We start from the raw sequence: 18515 nt of genomic DNA, 5'->3' as shown, positions 1-18515 counted from the left end.
CCCTATCACGGACTTGTGACAGACCGAGTTGGGACCCCGGTCCCGCCGCGCAGTAATGTGGCGGCCTCGGGGGAAGGACCGCATTTCGCACGGGGGCATTGCACGGAGGGGCTGGAAGATCGTGAAGCTGCGCGACCTGGTGTACAGGCTCTACGCACGCCGGGTGGAAGGTCGCCTCGACCATGACGCGTCGCCCAAGCACATCGGCGTGATCCTGGACGGGAACCGGCGCTGGGCGAAGGCGTCCGGAGGCACGACGGAGCAGGGCCACCAGGCGGGGGCCGACAAGATCTCCGAGATGCTGGGCTGGTGCACCGAGACCGACGTCGAGGTCGTCACCCTGTGGATGCTGTCCACGGACAACCTGGACCGGCCGGAGGTCGAGCTCCGCCCGCTGCTCAACATCATCGAGAACACGGTCCGGGGACTGGCCGGGGACGGCCGCTGGCGCGTCCACCACGTCGGCAACCTCGACATCCTGCCCTCGCAGACGCAGTCGGTGCTGAAGGAGGCCGAGCAGGCCACCCACGACGTCGACGGGATACTCGTCAACGTCGCCGTCGGCTACGGCGGCCGCCAGGAGATCGCCGACGCGGTCCGCTCCCTGCTGCTCGAGCACGCGGAGAAGGGCACCTCGTTCGAGGAGCTCGCCGAGATCCTCGACATCGACCACATCGCCGAGCACCTCTACACGCGCGGCCAGCCCGACCCCGACCTGGTCATCCGCACCAGCGGCGAGCAGCGGCTGTCCGGATTCATGCTGTGGCAGAGCGCGCACTCCGAGTACTACTTCTGCGAAGTGTTCTGGCCGGCCTTCCGCAAGGTCGACTTCCTGCGGGCGCTGCGCGACTACGCCGCCCGCCACCGGCGCTACGGCGCCTGACACCCCCTCGGCACGGCACTTTTCGGCACCTCTCGCGGCGCGCCCCGGACCTCCGGTGGCGCGCCGTCGCCGTACTCCCGGGGGTCCCCCCGGCCCCCGCCGTCCTCCCTGCAAGGCCTTCACCAGGGATTCACCGAGCGTCCGTCATATGCCATGGCATGGCCGGGCCTGATCGGGGAATATCCCTTTCAGGTCGATGCCCGATCCACGGGTGTCGAGTCTCAGCGGACGGCATGGGGTCGTCCGCCCGGGAGGCCCTTTGCGCCAGGACGCACGTGCGGTTCGCACGGACGAATGGGAGGGCCGGAAATCGGCCCCGGCATGGGTGCCGATGACCGGTCCGGTCTTCATGGCCCGACCTCTTCCGAGGGGGTACGTCCTTCCGTGGTGACCAGCACAAAGCGCCGCCTGCCCGACAGGCGGACCTACGTCCTCGACACCAGCGTCCTGCTGGCAGACCCCAACGCGATCACCCGCTTCGACGAGCACGAGGTCGTGCTCCCGATCGTGGTGATCACCGAGCTGGAGGCAAAGAGGCACCATCCCGAACTCGGCTACTTCGCCCGTCAGGCCCTGCGCCTGCTCGACGACTTCCGGGTTCGCTACGGTCGCCTCGACGCACCCATCCCGCTGGGCGATCTGGGCGGCAGCCTGCGTGTCGAGCTCAACCACTCCGACCCCGGTGTCCTGCCGGCCGGCTTCCGGTTGGGGGACAACGACTCGCGGATCCTCGCGGTCGCCCGCAATCTCCAGGCCGAGGGCTACGACGTCACGGTCGTCTCGAAGGATCTCCCGCTGCGCATCAAAGCCTCCTCCGTGGGGCTGCTCGCCGAGGAGTACCGGGCGGAGCTCGCGATCACCGACGCCGGCTGGACCGGCATGAGTGAGCTCGCGCTGTCCGGGGAGCAGGTGGACCTGCTCTACTCCGAGGAGCGGCTGTACGTACCGGAGGCCGCCGAACTGCCCGTGCACACCGGGCTGGTCCTGCAGTCCGAGCGCGGCAAGGCCCTGGGCCGGGTCACCCCGGACGGCAACGTACGGCTCGTACGGGGCGACCGCGAGGCCTTCGGGCTGCACGGCCGCAGCGCCGAGCAGCGCATCGCCCTGGACCTGCTGCTCGACCCGGAGATCGGGATCCTCTCCATGGGCGGCCGGGCCGGCACCGGAAAGTCGGCGCTGGCGCTCTGCGCGGGCCTGGAGGCCGTGCTGGAGCGGAGGCAGCATCAGAAGGTGATGGTCTTCCGGCCGCTGTACGCGGTGGGCGGCCAGGACCTCGGGTACCTGCCCGGGGACGCCTCCGAGAAGATGAGCCCCTGGGCGCAGGCGGTCTTCGACACCCTCTCGGCGGTGGCCGGGCGCGAGGTCATCGAGGAGGTGCTGAACCGGGGGATGCTGGAGGTCCTGCCGCTCACGCACATCCGCGGGCGCTCGCTGCACGACGCCTTCGTGATCGTGGACGAGGCGCAGTCGCTCGAGCGGAACGTCCTGCTGACCGTTCTGTCCCGGATCGGCGCGAATTCGAGGGTTGTTCTGACCCACGACGTCGCCCAGCGGGACAACCTGCGGGTGGGCCGGTACGACGGCGTGGTGGCGGTCGTTGAGAAGCTGAAGGGGCATCCCCTCTTCGCGCACGTCACGCTCACCCGCTCCGAGCGCTCCCCGATCGCCGCACTGGTCACCGAGATGCTCGAGTCCCTGTAGGAGCGAAGGGGGTAAAACCCCCATAGCGGGAAAGAGAGTTGGCGCCGCCCGGCAAAGGCCCGAGAGCCTAGCCGGGCGGCGTCGTGCTGCACAGCCCTTTGAGGAAACCGACGGCAACATGCCAGGTGTGACCTTTCCCACGCAACGGAGAATTGCCTTGCGGTGTCGGGGTCCGGCAGAGTCTGTTTTCCGTCAGGCCCCGCATACGGCACACCTGTATCTCCCGTTACTTCGACGGGAGGTGCAAGCAGCACCACAACTCCACAGTCGTTCGCCGTATGCCGCCCGAGCACCACGCGGCAACCCCCGTAAGGGAGTTGCCCACGGGCCCGCGCCTCCAGTGATCGCAGCACCACGGAGGCCAGTGTCGAGGGGCACTATTGCGCCCGCCCGGTCACTGCGGACGCTGCTGGAAGGACACCGTGTGAGCCGGATCTCGGTCCGGGGGTTCGCTGTGGCTTCGGCCACCGCAGTCACCACCGTCGGCGCAGTCGTGGGCGTTGCCGCTGGCGACCCCGCCTCGAACGATCTCGAGACCACCGCGTCCGGGGCGACCCTCCTCGCCGACATCCCGGTCGGCGATCAGGCACAGGTCCAGAACGCGTCCCTGACGCAGCAGGCCGATGCCATCGCCCAGGGCGCCGACACCGATGCCAAGCGCGTCGCCGAGGAAGCCGCCCGCATCCAGGCCGCCGAGGACGCCAAGTCCAAGAAGGCCGAGGCGCAGAAGGCCGCCGACGAGAAGGCGAAGAAGGAACGCGACGAGAAGGAGCAGGTCGCCAGCCGCTCCGCGAGCCGCAGCGCCGGAGACTTCGCCGTCCAGAGCTCCTACACGGTCGCCCAGGTCAAGGAAATCGCCCGCCAGATCGTCCCGGCCGGGCAGTTCCAGTGCTTCTCGAACATCATCAACCAGGAATCGACCTGGAACTACAAGGCCGTGAACTCGTCCTCGGGCGCGTACGGTCTGGTCCAGGCGCTCCCGGGTTCGAAGATGTCCTCGGTCGCCGACGACTGGCGCACCAACCCGGCCACCCAGATCCAGTGGGGCCTGAACTACATGAACGAGCGCTACCACAGCCCGTGCAGCGCCTGGAGCTTCCACCAGGCCAACGGCTGGTACTAGTACCGGCCACCCGCTCAACCTCGAGGAGCCCCGCACCGTCCTACGGTGCGGGGCTCCTCGCGTGTACGGTCTTTCGAGGTGTGTCCACGGGCGGGGGAAGGGAAGATCATGGCGAAGAGGGCAGGCTGGCTCGGCCGGCTCGGGAACAGGCTGAGCCGCATGGAGGCGCGGCTCCAGGAGCGGCGTGCCGAGGTCGAGGCGGAGACCATCGGCACCGCTCAGGTTCCGGCCGCCGTTCCGGGCGCCGCCCGTACGGGCGCGAGCGCGGGGGCTCCGGCAGCCCCCGCGCCCACCCCGGAGCCCGGCTCTCCCGTCGAGCAGCCCGGCCACCCGCACCCGGCCGCCCTGCGCGGGCGTCCCGACCCGGTGAGCGTGGTCCCGTGGGGCATGCGCGTCGCCGCCGAGGTCAGCTGGCGGCTGCTGCTGCTCGCCGGGATGCTCTGGGTCGTGATGAAGGTGATCAGCGAAGTCCGCCTGGTCGTCCTCGCCTTCGCCGCCGCCCTGCTCGTCACCGCGCTGCTCCAGCCCTTCGTGGTCCGGCTGCGGCGCCTCGGCCTGCCGCGCGGGCTGGCCACCGCCGTCACCGCGATCCTCGGGTTCGTGGTCATCGGGCTGGTCGGCTGGTTCGTGGTCTGGCAGGTCATGGAGAACCTCGACGACCTCTCCGCCCGCGTCCGCGACGGCATCAACGAGCTCAAACTCTGGGCACTGGACAGTCCGTTCCACGTGACCGAGAAGCAGATCAACGACATCGCGAAGAACCTCAGCGAGACCATCGGCACCAACACCGAGCAGATCACCTCCGCCGGCCTCCAGGGCGTGACGGTGCTCGTCGAGGTGCTCACGGGCATCCTGCTCGCGATGTTCTCGACGCTGTTCCTGCTCTACGACGGCAAGCGCATCTGGACCTGGGTGCAGGGCCTGGTCCCGGCCGCCGCCCGCCCCGGTGTCGCGGGCGCCGGTCCGCGCGCCTGGCGCACGCTGACGGCGTACGTCCGCGGCACGGTGCTCGTCGCGCTCATCGACGCCATCTTCATCGGCCTCGGCATCTACTTCCTCAAGGTGCCGATGGCGGTGCCGCTGGCCGTCTTCATCTTCCTGTTCGCCTTCATCCCGCTCGTCGGCGCGGTGGTCTCGGGCGCCCTCGCGGTGGTCGTCGCCCTGGTGACCCAGGGGCCCTGGACCGCGCTGATGGTGCTGGCCGTGGTGCTGGCCGTGCAGCAGATCGAGGGGCACGTGCTCCAGCCCTTCATCTTGGGCCGGGCGGTACGGGTGCACCCGCTCGCGGTGGTGCTGTCGGTGGCCGCGGGCGGCATGATCGCGGGCATCGGCGGAGCGGTGGTCGCGGTCCCGCTGGTCGCCGTCACCAACACGGTGGTCGTCTACCTGCGGGCCTACTCCCGCGACCAGCTCCTGCACGGCGCCGCGGCGATCGGCCCCGGTCCGCACGGCTCGACGGCGTTCGAGCAGGCCGCGCGGGAGGCCGGGCGTGATCAGTGAGCCCGAGCTCGAGGGGGAGTGGGACTCCGGCCGGCCGGCCACGCCGGCGCAGGAGCCCGACGCCCCGCGCGAGCGCGTACGGGGGGCTCGTACGGCCTGGTTATGGGCCCTCGGCGGGGCCGTACTGGCCTCGGCCGTCTGGGCGGGGGTCCTGGTGGCGCAGGATCGTTTCGCCAATACGCCGCGCATCTCGTACCGGCACGTCGAGGACCTGTGCGAGGCGGGGCGCCTGGCCGCGCTCGCCAAGACCGAGGTGGAGCCGGGCCGCGGCTTCCCGACCCACGGCGAGCATCCCGGGCTGGACTGGTCGTACTGCAGCTACAACGGGGACTACGTCGACGGTCAGGTCTCCTATCAGGTGCAGGCGATGACCGAGCTGCACAAGAAGACCGACCCCGAGGCGGAGTTCGGCACGGGACCCAGGGCCGGCTGGGGCATGTTCGACGGCGGCCCCGGCACGGTGGAGCAGGTCCCCGGGCTCGGCGAACGGGCGGAGTTCCACGACGGAGGCGGCGGCAGCGGACCCCGGCTCCAAGTGCTCGACGGCGGGACGGTGTTCACGCTGCAAGTCCAGTGGTTCGGGCCCGATGCCCGCTTCGAGCCGGACGGGGACGCGATCAAGTCGGCGATGATCGAGGACATGCGCGCCCTGATGACGGCCCTGCGCAAGTGAACGGCCGGCGCACGTGAACGACAGGGCCCCCGCTGCCGGGAACGGCTGCGGGGGCCCTGGGCCTCGTACGAGGAGAACTACTCGGCGGCGAGGGCGGCCTCGGCGTCGAGGGTGACCGCGACGGCCTGGATCACCGAGGCGATCTTGAAGGCCTCCTGGATCGTCTCGCGGTCGACGCCGGCCTTGCGCAGGACCTGCTCGTGCGAGTCCAGGCACTGGCCGCAGCCGTTGATCGCGGAGACGGCGAGCGACCACAGCTCGAAGTCGACCTTCTCCACGCCCGGGTTGCCGATGACGTTCATCCGCAGGCCCGCGCGCAGCGTGCCGTACTCCGGGTCGGAGAGCAGGTGCCGCGTGCGGTAGAAGACGTTGTTCATCGCCATGATCGCGGCGGCGGACTTGGCGGCGGTGTACGCCTCCGGCGACAGGGCCGCCTTCGCCTCCGGCTCCAGCTCACGCAGGACGCGCGGGGAGCGGGCGGCGATCGCGCAGGACAGGACCGTGCCCCACAGCTGCTGCTGCGAGAGGGTGTCCTGGTTGCCGATGACCGAGCCGAGGTTCAGCTTCAGGTCCTTGGCGAAGTCCGGTATGGCGGACTTGAGGGAGTCGAGGGACATCCGTCACTCACCGGCCAGCAGCGCGCCGGCGTCCAGGGTGCCCTCGCCCTTGTTCCAGTTGCAGGGGCAGAGCTCGTCGGTCTGCAGGGCGTCGAGGACCCGCAGGACCTCCTTGGGGTTACGGCCCACGGAACCGGCGGTCACCATGGTGAACTGGATCTCGTTGTTCTGGTCGACGATGAACACGGCGCGCTGCGCGAAGCCGTCCTCGCCCTGCACGCCGCAGGCCTGCATGAGCTCGTGCTTCGAGTCGGCCAGCATCGGGAAGGGCAGGTCACGCAGGTCGGCGTGGTCCTTGCGCCAGGCGTGGTGGACGAACTCGGAGTCGCCGGAGACGCCGAGGATCTGGGCGTCGCGGTCCTGGAACTCCTCGTTCAGCTTGCCGAACGCGGCGATCTCGGTCGGGCAGACGAAGGTGAAGTCCTTCGGCCAGAAGAACACCACGCGCCACTTGCCCTCGTAGGACTTGTGGTCGATCTGGGCGAACTCGCTGCCGGCCTCGAGCGAGACGCAAGCGGTCAGATCGTAGGTGGGGAACTTGTCACCGACAGTGAGCACGTGCTCTCCTTGCAGAAATGGAAATAGCCCTTTTTGGGGGTTTTCCGAGGGGGTTGGACGGATCTCACATGCTGGCACAGCAGGATTGATTACGGAAATAGCTAGACTCGAGCGTGGTGATCGGAGGTGCCTATCAGTGGCTGTAGGTAATAGGGGAGCGAAGCAGGCGACGCTCGCCCAGCTGCGCGCGTTCGCGGCCGTCGCCGAGCACCTGCACTTCCGGGACGCCGCCGCGGCCATCGGAATGAGCCAGCCGGCGCTCTCCGGCGCCGTGTCCGCGCTGGAGGAGGCCCTCGGCGTGCAGCTGCTGGAGCGCACCACCCGCAAGGTGCTGCTCTCCCCGGCGGGCGAGCGGATCGCGGCCCGGGCCCGGGCGGTCCTCGACGCCATGGGCGGGCTGCTGGAGGAGGCCGAGGCGGTACGGGCCCCCTTCACCGGGATCCTGCGGCTCGGGGTGATCCCGACGGTGGCCCCCTACCTGCTGCCGACCGTCCTCGGGCTGTTCCACCGGCGCTACCCGCGGATGGACCTCCAGGTGCACGAGGAGCAGACCTCCTCGCTGCTGGACGGACTGGCCGGCGGACGGCTCGACCTGCTGCTGCTCGCGGTCCCGCTCGGCGTCCCCGGGGTCACCGAACTGCCCGTCTTCGACGAGGACTTCGTCCTCCTCGCGCCCCGGGAGCACTCGCTCGCCGGGCGCAGGGACATCCCGCGCGAGGAACTGCGGGGCCTGCAGCTGCTGTTGCTCGACGAGGGGCACTGCCTGCGCGACCAGGCCCTGGACATCTGCCGCGAGGCGGGCCGGACCGACGGGGCGGACGTCACCACGACCGCCGCCGGGCTCTCCACCCTCGTACAACTGGTCGCCGGGGGACTGGGGGTGACGCTGTTGCCGCGTACCGCGCTGCGGCTGGAGACCGCCCGCAACGAGTACCTGGCCACCGGGTACTTCGCCGAGCCCGCGCCGTCGCGGCGGATCGCGCTCGCGATGCGCACGGGGACGGCCCGCCAGGAGGAGTTCCGGGCCGTCGCGAGCGCCCTGCGCGAAGCCGTACGCCCGCTCCCGGTGTGGCCCGCCGAGTAGGGCGGACCGGGCCGGGAGCGGGCGTACGGGCCTGCGCGCGCCCGGCGTCACTCCGTACGCAGGCCGTCCGGGCGCATCAGCCGCAGCAGCGGCGGCAGGCTGAGGAGGGTGACCGCCAGGGCCACCCCGGCGCCGATGCCGGCCATCGTCGCGACCGAGGACCAGTCGATCCGGACCGGCACGTTGCTCATCCGCATCAGCACCGCGCCGAGCGAAAGGCCGACGGCGGTGGCCAGGGCCAGGCCGAGGGCGATCGGCAGGGCCGTCTGCCACAGCACCGACAGGCTCAGCGTGGAGCGCTTGGTGCCGAAGGCGACCAGGGCGGACAGCACCTTCTTGCGCTCGCGCAGCTGCTCCAGCTGGGAGACCAGCAGGCTGGCGCCGATCAGCACCAGCACCAGGGTGGCGCCGATGAACAGGCCGGTGCGGATCGAGCTGAACTCGGTGGTCGTCCGGGCCGCCTGCAGGGTCATGGCGGTGGCCAGCGGGTCGGCCTTGTAGGCAGCGGTCCGGGCCCGCTCCAGCGCGTCCGGCACCTTCGGGTCCAGCTGGACGTACACCTCGGCCGTTCCGCGGCCGCTCAGGTTCTCGGGAGCGGCCGCCGGGGTGACCAGCAGGCCGGTGCGCAGGCTGCCGTTCGGGTCCTTGCGGGCCTGCGCCGTCCGCGCGCCGGCGGGCACCGTCCAGGTGCTCGGCTCGGGGCCCTCGCGGTCGTAGAGGTTCCCGGTGAACAGCTTTTCGCCCGGCGCGGGGGTCACGGGACGGGGCGCGGGGTCGGCGCCGGTCAGGACGAACGCGTCGCCGTCCGTGCAGGAGGGCAGCTGCCCGACCTCGCGCAGCGCCTCGCACGTCCCGATCGTGAGATCGATGGGATCGCCCTGCGCCTTCGGCGTTCGGGAGGCGGAAACGGACGTCAGCGCAACGGCCTTGAGGATGCCCTTGGTGCCGGTCACCGCCTTGCCGAGGGCGTCGACGTGATCCTCGGTTCCGGAGCGGGTGAGGATGGACATCGAGGCCCGGGAGGGGTCCTGGCCGGTGTCGCGGGTGTAGTCGCCCTCGACGCCCGCGAAGAGCATCTGCAGGGCGATGGCCCCGGCCACCGCGACCGCGATCCCGTTGACCAGCCGGGCGGCGCTCCCGCTGGTGAGCTGGAGCCGGCGCACGGCCAGCTGCCAGGAGACCCCTCCGGCGCCGCCGAGCCGGCCCACGACCCGCTCCAGCAGCCAGGGCAGCAGGGCGGTGATGCCGACCAGGAGCAGCACCACACCTCCGGAGACCTGCCATTGGTTGAACCGTCCGTGGGTGTTGCCGCGGCCCGCCATCGGGGTCAGCAGGCCGAGACCGGCCAGCGGCAGCAGCAGCCGCCACCAGATCCGGCGCCTGCGCGGGGTGGCCGTACGGACCACGCCGAGCGGCTCGATGACCACGCCGCGCAGGGCGAACAGGGTCACGGCGACGGCGGCGGCCGGGACGCACACCGCGACGAGCGCGGCCAGCGCCGGGCGCGGGTCGAGGTCGGCGGGGAAGACGCTGCGCCCCTGGAGGCTCAGTTGCGGCGCGAGCTGCCGGGCGAGCAGGAAGAAGCCGGTACCGAGCACGAGGCCGATCAGTGCACCGGCGAGCGCCTCGCCCGCAGCGATCCGGCGGACCGTCCGGCCGTCGGCTCCGACCAGGCGCAGGGCCGCGAGCCTGCGGTCGCGGCGGTCCCCGCCGAAGCGGACGGCGGCCGCGATGAACACGGCGACCGGCGTCAGCAGGGCGACGAACACCAGCACCACGAGGAGGGCGAGGACGGGGTCGAGCGGCGGGTCCTCGACGGCGTTCCCGAACGTGGTGATCCGCTCGACGTACGAGCCGTGCGCCTGCGCGGCGAGCCGGTCGGTGCCGGCGTAGTAGTAGAGGTCGCCGGGGCCGACCAGGCCCGCGTCGCCGATGATGGAGACGATCTTCCCGTCGAGGCGCTCGCGGAGCAGCTCGCCCCCGTCGGTCTTCATCAGCCGGTCGAGGGCCGGGGAGACGGCCAGTTCGCCCGGGCCGGGGTACTTCTCCAGACCGGGCGGCAGCGGGGCGTCCGGGCCCTCCGGCTGGACGAGGCGCCCGTCGATGTCGTCCGAGTGGTACGACATGTTCCCGCGGGCGATCAGCAGGGTGTCGCGCCCCGGCTGCTCGGCGGTCTGCGAGGTGATCGTCTCGCGCGCGGCGCCGCGCTGGTCGCGGGCGGCCAGGGCACTCGGCACGGCGGTGGTGACCAGCAGCAGCGCGACGCCGAGGCCCACGCCCATGCCGGTGAGGAGGGTGCGGGTCCAGCCCTCGCGGCCGCCGGTGAAGGCGAACCGGGCGCCCATGACGAGGTCCTCGACCCAGGAGCTGCGGGTGCCGGGCGCCCTCATACGATGCGCTCCATGTCGCGCGACCTGCCGTCGCGTACGACGATCTCGCGGTCGGAGTACGCGGCCACGCGGGCCTCGTGGGTGACGAGGACGACGGCGGTGTTCGCGGACCGGGCGGCCTCGGTCAGCAGCTGCATGACGAGCTCGCCGTTGAGGGAGTCGAGGGCGCCGGTGGGCTCGTCGGCGAAGATCACCCGGGGTCCGGTGACCAGGGCACGGGCCACGGCGATGCGCTGGCCCTGACCGCCGCTGACTTCGCCGGGGCGCTTGTGGCCGAGGTCCTCGACCTGGAGCCGCTCCATCCACTGCAGGGCGGTCCGCTCGGCCTCCTTCCGCTTGGCGCCGGCGAGGCGGAGCGGGAGGGCGACGTTCTCCACGCAGCTCAGTTCGGGGACGAGCTGGCCGAACTGGAACACGAAGCCGAACTCGCTGCGGCGCAGGGCGCTGCGCTCGGCGTCGTTCATGGCGGACAGCTCGCGCCCGGCGTACGTGATGGTGCCGGAGTCGGGTGTGACGATCCCGGCGAGGCAGTGCAGCAGGGTCGACTTGCCGGAGCCGGAGGGCCCCATGACGGCGACGATCTCGCCCGGGTGGATGGAGAACTCCGCGCCGTCGAGGGCCTTGGTGGGCCCGTAAGCCTTGCGCAGGTCCGTGGCGCAGAGCAGGGTGCCGGCCGGGGTCATCGGCGTACCTCCCGGGCGAGCTGGTCGAGGCGGGCGGCGGCGAGTTCCAGCCACCGCAGGTCGGCTTCCAGGTGGAACAGGGCGTGGTCGCAGACGAGCTGGTCGGCGAAGTCGCCCTTGCGCTTGCGCTGGGTCAGGATGCGCATGAGCCGCAGGTGCTCGGCCCGCTGCGTGTCCAGCAGGTCGGCGGCGCTGCGGCCGGTGAGCAGGGCGAGGACGATTTTGGTGTAGAGCGTCGACTGGAGGTAGGGCTCGGGCTTCTCCGGCTGGGCGAGCCAGCTGTCGACGTCGGTGATGCCGGCGTCGGTGATGGCGTACCGCTTGCGGTCGGGCCCGCCGCCGCTCTCTATCCCCTCGACCTCGACGAGGCCGTTCTTCAGGAGGCGGGACATGGTCGAGTAGACCTGCCCGTAGGCGAGGGGGCGGTCCTGGCCGAATCTCTCGTCGAAGGCGCGCTTGAGGTCGTAACCATGGCGTGGGCCGGCCTCGAGGAGGCCGAGGAGCGTGTGACCGATGGACATGCAGAGGACTATACATGCGGTGTATACGCACGGTGTATACCCGCGGTGTAGAGGTGACTTTCGGCCTGCCCGGAAGGCGTCGGAAGGGCCCGAAGACCTAGCCGGTGGGGAGGGCGAGCCCGGTGTAGATCTGGTTGAGGACGGTGGGCAGCAGGGCCTGGGCCGTCATGCGGCCGTCGGGGGACAGGGTCAGGTTCGTCCAGATCACGAGCGTGACGTCGTTGTCCGGGTCATGGCCCATGAAGGAGTTGAATCCCGGCAGTTCACCGCCGTGGTAGTACATCGCGGCGTTCGGGGCGAAGCGCTGGTAGGCGATGCCGTAGCCGTACTTCTGGCCGTCGGGGGCCGCCGGGTCCTCGGCCTGCGGGCCGGCCAGCCACTGCTGCTGGGCTGCGGGGTCCAGGACCTTGCCCGTCACCAGCGCCTTGGTCCAGGTGGCCAGGTCGTCCGCGGTGGAGACGGCTCCTCCGGCGGCGTGGGCGTACGAGGGGTTCTGGTGGGTGTAGTCCAGGGGCGCGAGCTTCCCCGCCTCTGCCGCCTCGCGCATCGCTGCGGGGTAGGGCTTGTCCTCCAGCGCGTACGCGGTCCCGCCGTACATGTACCCGTGCGCGTAGGGCTCGGGGAGCGACAGGTCGTGGATGCCGGGGAGTGAGGTCCCCTTCAGCCCGAGCGGGGTGAACAGCCGGTCCTGGAACTGCCGGTCCAGGGGGCGGCCGCCGGCCTTCTCGGCGACGAGGCCCAGCAGGACGTAGTTGGTGTTGGAGTACTCGTAGGACGCGCCGGGCGCGAAGTTCGGCGGCCGGCGGAACGCGATGGCCAGGACGTCCTGCGGGGTGTAGGCCTTCGCGGGGTCGGCGTCCAGGGCGGCCGCGAGCTCGGGGGCGTTGGTGTAGTTGTAGAGCCCGCTGCGCATCTTCAGCAGCTCGGCGATGGTGATCTTCCCGCCGCCCGGCACCCCCGGGACGTAGGCGGAGACCGGGTCGCTCAGCCGGAGCTTGCCGTCCTGGGCGAGGAGCGCGATCAGCGCCGCCGTCATGGTCTTGGTATTGGACGCGATCCGGAAGTGGACGCCGGTGTCGGGCGGCTCGGCCGTGCCCCGTTGCGTGGTGCCGACGGTCGCGCGGAAGGTCCCCTGCGGGGTGCGGAGCAGGACCACCGCGCCGGGCACCATGAGCTTCTTCGCCGCGCGGTCCACGGCTGCCTGGAAGGCGGCCGGATCGATCGGTTTCAGGGCCGACGGAGCGGGGGTGGGGTCGGCGCTCGCCGTGGCGGCGGGCACGGCCGACGTGTCCTCGAGCGCCGGAGCGGGCGTCGCACCGGCGGGGAGGGCGCCGGTCGCGATCAGCAGGGCCACGCAGGCTGCCGGCGGAGCCGTACGGCGGGCAGGGCGCGAGGTTCCGTCTCGGGAGGTCCTCATGCGTCCATTGTGGGCAGGGCCGCCCGTTCCGGCAGGTCGGGCAGACCCCGGTGGGCGCGCCGGCGGGGGCCGGCGGGGTGGGCCGGCGGGTCTCCGGCCCGTAGGCCGGAGACACCCGACCGGGGTGTGCCCGGGGAGACTGCCGTCAGGAATCGGGCGCGCTGCGGGGGCGTCCGCGCGGCCGGATCGGGGCGGCGCCGCCCGGCAGGCGGCCCGTCTCCGACAGCGCGCGCCGCAGCAGGAACTCGATCTGCGCGTTGGCGCTGCGCAGTTCCTCGCCCGCCCAGCGCGCGAGGGCGTCGTACACCTGCGGGTCGAGGCGCAGCAGCACCTGCTTGCGCGCCTGCCGCCCCGCGCGCGCGGCCCGCTCCGGGCCCTGGCCCTCGCCGGGGCCCTGTCCCGGTTCCGGTTCCTGCGGCTCGCCGGCGGGGCTCACTGGTAGAGCGTGCCCGCGTTGACCACCGGCTGGGCCGCCCGGTCGCCGCACAGGACCACCATCAGGTTCGAGACCATGGCGGCCTTGCGCTCCGGGTCCAGGTCCACGATGTCCTGCTCCGCCAGCCGGGTCAGGGCCAGTTCGACCATGCCCACCGCTCCTTCCACGATCTGCTTGCGGGCCGCCACGACCGCCCCCGCCTGCTGGCGCTGGAGCATCGCGGAAGCGATCTCCGGAGCGTACGCGAGATGCGTGAACCGGGACTCGATGATCCGGACGCCGGCCGCCTCCACCCGCGCGTGCAGTTCGAGCGCGAGCTTCTCCGTGATCTCCTCGGCGTTGCCGCGCAGCGAGAGCCCGCCCTCCTCGTGCGAGTCGTACGGGTACTCGATCGCGATGTGCCGGACCGCCGCCTCGGTCTGGGTCTCGACGAACTGCGTGAAGTCGTCCACCTCGAACGTCGCCCGCGCGGTGTCCTCCACCCGCCACACCACGACGGCCGCCAGCTCGATCGGGTTGCCGTACGCGTCGTTGACCTTCAGGACGGCCGTCTCGTGGTTGCGGACCCGGGTGGAGATCGTCTCCCGCGAGGTCAGCGGGTTGACCCAGCGGAGGCCGTCCGTACGGATCGTCCCCCGGTACCGGCCGAACAGCTGGACCACGCGGGCCTCGCCCGGCGCCACCGTGTTCAGCCCGCTCATCGAGATGACCGCGACGAGGATCAGCAGGACGCCCAGCGGTATCAGGGACGCGTGCATCACCGTGCCGTCGGCGGTCGCGCCGAGGGCGATCAGGCCGGCGCCGGCCACCGCGCCCAACAACCCCAGTATCAGGGCCAGTCCGCCCCCCAGGCTGCGCGCCGTGAACTCCCGTACGTCTCCAGCGGTTGCCGCCGTGTTCGTCATCATCTGCCCCGTTTCGCTTGGCCGCGGCCGGTCGGACCGCTTAGCAAAGTGATATCACTTTTTCGGGCTGCCGCAACCCTATGGGCTTGCCGCGCGTCGGTTCCCTTGATGTGGGTGCTGATTCTCACGTCCGAATTGACCGAAATTGGCCATGGTTGGCCAACCTTTGTCACAACCTGCGGTGTTAGCTTTCTGAGCTGACGTCGGGGGGGAAATCGAGCGGAGCGGGAGCGATGGGCCGAGCAGAAGCGCGTAAGGCGCAGCAGCGCAGTACGCGGCGGGCGCCGCGCGGGCGAGCCACCGGGAAAAACGGGCGCGCCGACAAGGGGACCGGCATACGCCGCTTCTTCACGTGGAAGAAGATCCTGGGGACGTTCTTCGGGCTGATCCTGCTCGGCATGGGTGCACTCGTCGCCCTCTACTTCTACGTGGACGAGCCCGACCCCAACGCCGACGCCCTCAAGCAGAGCAACGTCTACAAGTACGCGGACGGCACGATCATGGCGCGCGACGGCGCGATGAACCGCGAGATCGTGCCGATCAGCCGGGTCCCCAAGGACGTCAAGACGGGCTTCATCGCCATCGAGAACAAGTCCTTCTACAAGGACAGCGGCGTCGACTTCCTCGGCATCGGGCGAGGCCTGTTCAACACGGTCACCGGCAAGGGCAAGGCCGGCGGTTCGACGATCACCCAGCAGTACGTCAAGAACTTCTACCTGAACCAGGACCAGACGGCGACCCGCAAGCTCAAGGAGCTCGTGATCTCGCTCAAGGTCGACCGGCACATGCAGAAGGACGAGATCCTCGCGGGGTACCTGAACACCAGTTACTTCGGGCGCGGCGCGTACGGCATCCAGGCCGCCGCCCAGGCGTACTACGGCGTCGACGTCGACAAGCTGACCCTGGAGCAGGGCGCGTACCTCGCGGCCGTCCTCCAGGCGCCCAGCGACTACGACCTGGCGACCGCGGGCCCGAACGGCACGCGGCTGGTCAAGATCCGCTTCAACGGTGTGCTCGACAACATGGTCGAGATGGGCGAGCTGGACCCCGCCAAGCGCAAGGACCTCCAGCTCCCGATGCCGATCAAGCCCAAGGCGGCCCCCGGCCTGGAGGGCCAGAAGGGCTACCTGAAGCAGGCCGCGGACGCGGAACTGCGCCGGCAGACCAACAAGATGAGCACCCAGGAGCTGCAGGCCGGCGGCTGGGAGATCACCCTCAACATCGACCCCAAGAAGCAGGCCGCACTGGAGAAGGCCGTCCAGGACGAGCTGGAGTCCAAGCTCGACCGCAAGGACCGGCCCGTCGACGCGAGCGTGCAGGCCGGCGCCACCTCGGTGGACCCGAAGACCGGCGCGGTCGTCGCGATGTACGGCGGCACCGGCCTCGGCGACCATTGGGCGAGCAACGCCCTGCGCCAGGACTTCCAGCCCGGCTCGACCTTCAAGCCGATCGTGCTGGCCTCCGCACTGGAGAACAAGTCCACGACGCACGACGGCAAGCCGATCACCCCGAACGCGCTCTACGACGGCACCAGCAAGCGCCCGGTCGTCGGCAGCGACACCCCGTTCGCGCCGCAGAACCAGGACAACGCGAACTACGGCGACCCGTTCCTCACGGTCCAGGCCGCCACCAACTCCTCCGTGAACTCGGTGTACGCCCAGATGATCGTGGACGTGGGCCCGCCGAAGGTGAAGGAGACGGCGCTGCAGCTCGGCATGAAGGACCGCGACGGCTGGCCGGAGGACAAGCCGGCCATGTCGCTCGGCACCATGAGCGCCACCACCCTGGAGATGGCCGGCGTCTACGCCACCTTCGACAACCACGGCAAGAAGATCACCCCGACGATCATCAAGAGCGCCAAGCACGCCACGCGCGAGTTCAAGCCCGTCGAGTCCGTGGGCAGCCAGGCCATCAGCCGCGAGACCGCCGACACGGTGACCAAGGTGCTCACCGGCGTGGTCAACGACGGCTCCGGCAAGGCCGTCAAGAGCTCCGCCTACGAGGCCGCGGGCAAGACCGGTACCACCGAGTCCAACGTGGCCGCCTGGTTCACCGCGTACACGCCGGAGCTCGTCACCGTCGTCGCGATGTTCGGCGAGGAGCCCGGAACGGCCAAGCAGGTCACCCTGACCGGTACCGCGGGCGGTGGCCGAGCGGGTGGTTCCAGCTTCCCGGCCGAGATCTGGAAGGCGTACACGCTGGCTGCGCTCAAGGGCGTGAACACCGGCGAGTTCGACCTCTCCGAGGCCAAGATGGGCGCCTCGCAGGCGCCGAGCCGCAGCAGCTCCCCGTCGTCGAGCTCCTCGGCCTCCACCTCGCCGTCGGCCCCCGTCTCGCCGTCGCAGAACTCCCCGGACCCCGGCAAGAGCTCGCCGAACCCGACCAAGAGCACGACCAAGAGCCCGGACCCGACCAAGAGTCCGGACCCGACGAAGAGTCCGGACCCGACGAAGAGCCCGCCGCCGATCACGCTCCCGTAGCGCGCACCGCCGATTCCGGCACACCGCCGCCCCGCAGCCCTCATGCTGCGGGGCGGCGGTGTTTTCGCTTCAGCTCCGGACCGCCGCGGCGATCCGGTCGCCGAGCGCCTTGTCGACGTTGCGCCAGTACTGCACCGCACGGGCCAGCACCGGGGCGCTCACCCCGTCCTTCAGATGGCCGCTGACGTTCGCCACGAGCCGGTCGCGGGCCGCATCGTCCAGCACCTGCCGCACCAGCGTGCCCGGCTGGCCCCAGTCGTCGTCCTCGCGGTGCAGCGCGTACGCCTCCCGCACCATCTCGCCCGCCGCGGCCCAGCCGGCCGGCTCGCCGAAGCGGTCGGTGCCGGCCGCCGGGCCGCCGTACGAGTTCGGCGCGTACGGGCGCGCCGCGGCCGAGGGCTCGAAGCGCATCGCGCCGTCCTTCGCGTACGAGGAGACCTGCGCGCGGGGCCGGTTCGGCGGGAGCTGGGCGTAGTTCGCCCCGATCCGGTAGCGGTGGGTGTCGGGGTACGAGAACAGCCGGCCCAGCAGCATCTTGTCCGGCGACGGGCCGATGCCCGGCACCAGGTTGGAGGGCTCGAAGGCGGCCTGCTCGATGTGGACGAAATAGTCCTCCGGGTTCCGGTCCAGGGTCATCCGGCCGACCTCGATCAGCGGGTGGTCGCCGTGCGGCCACACCTTCGTCAGGTCGAACGGGTTGAACCGGTAGTCCGCGGCGTCCTCGAACGGCATGACCTGGATCTTCAGCGTCCAGCTCGGCGGTTCGGAGCCCGCGATCGACTCGAACAGATCGCGGCGGTGGGCGTCCGGGTCCTCGCCCGCGATCCGGTCGGCGTCGGCCTGGGTGAGGAACTCGATGCCCTGGTCCGTTCTCAGGTGGTACTTCACCCAGAACTTCGCGCCGCCGCCGTTGACCCACAGGTAGGTGTGCGAGCCGTAGCCGTTCATGTGCCGGTACGACCTCGGGATGCCCCGGTCGCCCATCAGCCACGTCACCATGTGCGCGGACTCGGGGGACAGGGTCCAGAAGTCCCACTGCATGTCGTGGTCGCGCAGCCCGTTGTCGGGGCGGCGCTTCTGGGAGCGGATGAAGTCCTGGAACTTGCTCGGGTCGCGCACGAAGAAGACCGGCGTGTTGTTGCCGACCAGGTCGTAATTGCCTTCGTTCGTATAGAACTTCAGGGCGAATCCGCGCGGGTCCCGCCAGGTGTCGGGGGAGCCCTGCTCACCGGCGACCGTCGAGAACCGGGCCAGCATCTCGGTCCGGCGGCCCGGCTGGAACAGGTCGGCCTTGGTGAACTGGCTGACGTCGTTCGTCACTTGGAAGACGCCGTACGCACCCGCCCCCTTGGCGTGCACCACCCGCTCGGGGACCCGTTCCCGGTTGAACTGCGCCATCTTCTCGACCAGGTAGTGGTCCTGGAGCAGGATCGGGCCGTCGGGGCCCACGGTGAGCGAGTGCTCGTCGCTCTCCACCGGGATCCCGGCGTTGTTCGTCGTGTACGGGATCTTCTGCGGATCCTGGGTCACGTGGGTCCTCCCGC

16 protein-coding genes are annotated in these 18515 nt (G+C 70.8%); 7 read left to right on the top strand and 9 right to left on the bottom strand.

The annotated features are described in order from the left end of the window. The first annotated feature begins 121 nt into the window (after positions 1 to 121). The 5 genes from ACZ49B_RS06000 (at position 122) to ACZ49B_RS05980 (ending at position 5880) form a co-directional block, all read left to right on the top strand. Positions 122 to 883 (top strand): isoprenyl transferase, encoded by a 762-nt coding sequence (locus ACZ49B_RS06000; protein ID WP_468300857.1) that lies wholly within the window; start codon positions 122 to 124, stop codon positions 881 to 883. Positions 884 to 1267: 384 nt separating this feature from the next. Then, positions 1268 to 2584, top strand: coding sequence for a PhoH family protein (locus tag ACZ49B_RS05995; RefSeq protein WP_468300855.1), 1317 nt, complete (start codon positions 1268 to 1270; stop codon positions 2582 to 2584). Between the two features lie 424 nt (positions 2585 to 3008). Continuing rightward, entirely contained in the window at positions 3009 to 3707 is a 699-nt protein-coding gene (locus ACZ49B_RS05990; protein ID WP_468300853.1) for an aggregation-promoting factor C-terminal-like domain-containing protein, read from the top strand. A gap of 108 nt (positions 3708 to 3815) precedes the next feature. Continuing rightward, positions 3816 to 5207, top strand: a complete 1392-nt coding sequence (locus tag ACZ49B_RS05985; RefSeq protein ID WP_468300851.1) for an AI-2E family transporter — start codon at positions 3816 to 3818, stop codon at positions 5205 to 5207. A gap of 154 nt (positions 5208 to 5361) precedes the next feature. After that, complete coding sequence (locus ACZ49B_RS05980; RefSeq protein ID WP_468300849.1) at positions 5362 to 5880, top strand: hypothetical protein; 519 nt, start codon at positions 5362 to 5364, stop codon at positions 5878 to 5880. 77 nt (positions 5881 to 5957) lie between these two features. On the opposite strand, the gene ACZ49B_RS05975 is transcribed toward ACZ49B_RS05980, so the two are convergent. Both ACZ49B_RS05975 and ACZ49B_RS05970 read right to left on the bottom strand, forming a co-directional pair. Beyond that, the gene (locus tag ACZ49B_RS05975) at positions 5958 to 6497 is read right to left on the bottom strand and encodes an alkyl hydroperoxide reductase (RefSeq protein WP_468300847.1); all 540 of its coding nucleotides are present in this window, start codon (positions 6495 to 6497) and stop codon (positions 5958 to 5960) included. 3 nt (positions 6498 to 6500) lie between these two features. Beyond that, positions 6501 to 7055 carry a peroxiredoxin gene (locus ACZ49B_RS05970; RefSeq protein WP_468300846.1) on the bottom strand — a complete coding sequence of 185 codons (555 nt, stop codon included), beginning with the start codon at positions 7053 to 7055 and terminating at the stop codon, positions 6501 to 6503. 136 nt (positions 7056 to 7191) lie between these two features. Here ACZ49B_RS05970 and ACZ49B_RS05965 point away from each other — a divergent pair, with 136 nt between their 5' ends. Beyond that, complete coding sequence (locus ACZ49B_RS05965; RefSeq protein WP_468300844.1) at positions 7192 to 8139, top strand: hydrogen peroxide-inducible genes activator; 948 nt, start codon at positions 7192 to 7194, stop codon at positions 8137 to 8139. Between the two features lie 47 nt (positions 8140 to 8186). On the opposite strand, the gene ACZ49B_RS05960 is transcribed toward ACZ49B_RS05965, so the two are convergent. The 6 genes from ACZ49B_RS05960 to ACZ49B_RS05935 form a co-directional block, all read right to left on the bottom strand. Beyond that, the gene (locus ACZ49B_RS05960) at positions 8187 to 10529 is read right to left on the bottom strand and encodes an ABC transporter permease (RefSeq protein WP_468300842.1); all 2343 of its coding nucleotides are present in this window, start codon (positions 10527 to 10529) and stop codon (positions 8187 to 8189) included. Then, a complete protein-coding gene (locus ACZ49B_RS05955; protein WP_468300840.1) occupies positions 10526 to 11212 on the bottom strand; it encodes an ABC transporter ATP-binding protein in 687 nt (228 codons plus the stop codon). The genes ACZ49B_RS05960 and ACZ49B_RS05955 overlap by 4 nt, the downstream gene beginning before the upstream one ends. Next, positions 11209 to 11733: a PadR family transcriptional regulator gene (locus ACZ49B_RS05950; RefSeq protein ID WP_468300838.1), complete on the bottom strand. Its 525-nt coding sequence runs from the start codon at positions 11731 to 11733 to the stop codon at positions 11209 to 11211. The genes ACZ49B_RS05955 and ACZ49B_RS05950 overlap by 4 nt, the downstream gene beginning before the upstream one ends. Positions 11734 to 11830: 97 nt before the next feature. After that, on the bottom strand, positions 11831 to 13150 hold the full coding sequence (locus tag ACZ49B_RS05945; protein ID WP_468300836.1) for a serine hydrolase domain-containing protein: 1320 nt from the start codon (positions 13148 to 13150) through the stop codon (positions 11831 to 11833). Positions 13151 to 13295: 145 nt separating this feature from the next. Then, entirely contained in the window at positions 13296 to 13586 is a 291-nt protein-coding gene (locus ACZ49B_RS05940) for a type II toxin-antitoxin system antitoxin (protein ID WP_468300834.1), read from the bottom strand. Continuing rightward, complete coding sequence (locus tag ACZ49B_RS05935; RefSeq protein WP_468300832.1) at positions 13583 to 14494, bottom strand: SPFH domain-containing protein; 912 nt, start codon at positions 14492 to 14494, stop codon at positions 13583 to 13585. The genes ACZ49B_RS05940 and ACZ49B_RS05935 overlap by 4 nt, the downstream gene beginning before the upstream one ends. Positions 14495 to 14724: 230 nt before the next feature. On the opposite strand from ACZ49B_RS05935, the gene ACZ49B_RS05930 reads away from it, so the two are divergent. Beyond that, on the top strand, positions 14725 to 16971 hold the full coding sequence (locus ACZ49B_RS05930; RefSeq protein WP_468300830.1) for a transglycosylase domain-containing protein: 2247 nt from the start codon (positions 14725 to 14727) through the stop codon (positions 16969 to 16971). Between the two features lie 69 nt (positions 16972 to 17040). Here ACZ49B_RS05930 and ACZ49B_RS05925 read toward each other — a convergent pair whose 3' ends face one another. After that, positions 17041 to 18501 (bottom strand): catalase, encoded by a 1461-nt coding sequence (locus ACZ49B_RS05925; protein ID WP_468300828.1) that lies wholly within the window; start codon positions 18499 to 18501, stop codon positions 17041 to 17043. Positions 18502 to 18515 lie beyond the last annotated feature (14 nt).

It is taken from the genome of Streptomyces sp. NPDC031132 (genome assembly GCF_055570595.1).
Note: the sequence above shows the minus strand (reverse complement) of the source record. Positions and strands in the feature narration are given on the sequence as shown.

Bases quoted from the DNA above. Each gene is read 5' to 3' on its own strand.
- ACZ49B_RS05985 (WP_468300851.1), top strand. From the start codon at position 3,816: ATGGCGAAGAGGGCAGGCTGGCTCGGCCGGCTCGGGAACAGGCTGAGC.
- ACZ49B_RS05975 (WP_468300847.1), bottom strand. From the start codon at position 6,497: ATGTCCCTCGACTCCCTCAAGTCCGCCATACCGGACTTCGCCAAGGAC.
- ACZ49B_RS05960 (WP_468300842.1), bottom strand. From the start codon at position 10,529: ATGAGGGCGCCCGGCACCCGCAGCTCCTGGGTCGAGGACCTCGTCATG.
- ACZ49B_RS05955 (WP_468300840.1), bottom strand. From the start codon at position 11,212: ATGACCCCGGCCGGCACCCTGCTCTGCGCCACGGACCTGCGCAAGGCT.
- ACZ49B_RS05950 (WP_468300838.1), bottom strand. From the start codon at position 11,733: ATGTCCATCGGTCACACGCTCCTCGGCCTCCTCGAGGCCGGCCCACGC.
- ACZ49B_RS05945 (WP_468300836.1), bottom strand. From the start codon at position 13,150: ATGAGGACCTCCCGAGACGGAACCTCGCGCCCTGCCCGCCGTACGGCT.
- ACZ49B_RS05935 (WP_468300832.1), bottom strand. From the start codon at position 14,494: ATGATGACGAACACGGCGGCAACCGCTGGAGACGTACGGGAGTTCACG.
- ACZ49B_RS05930 (WP_468300830.1), top strand. From the start codon at position 14,725: ATGGGCCGAGCAGAAGCGCGTAAGGCGCAGCAGCGCAGTACGCGGCGG.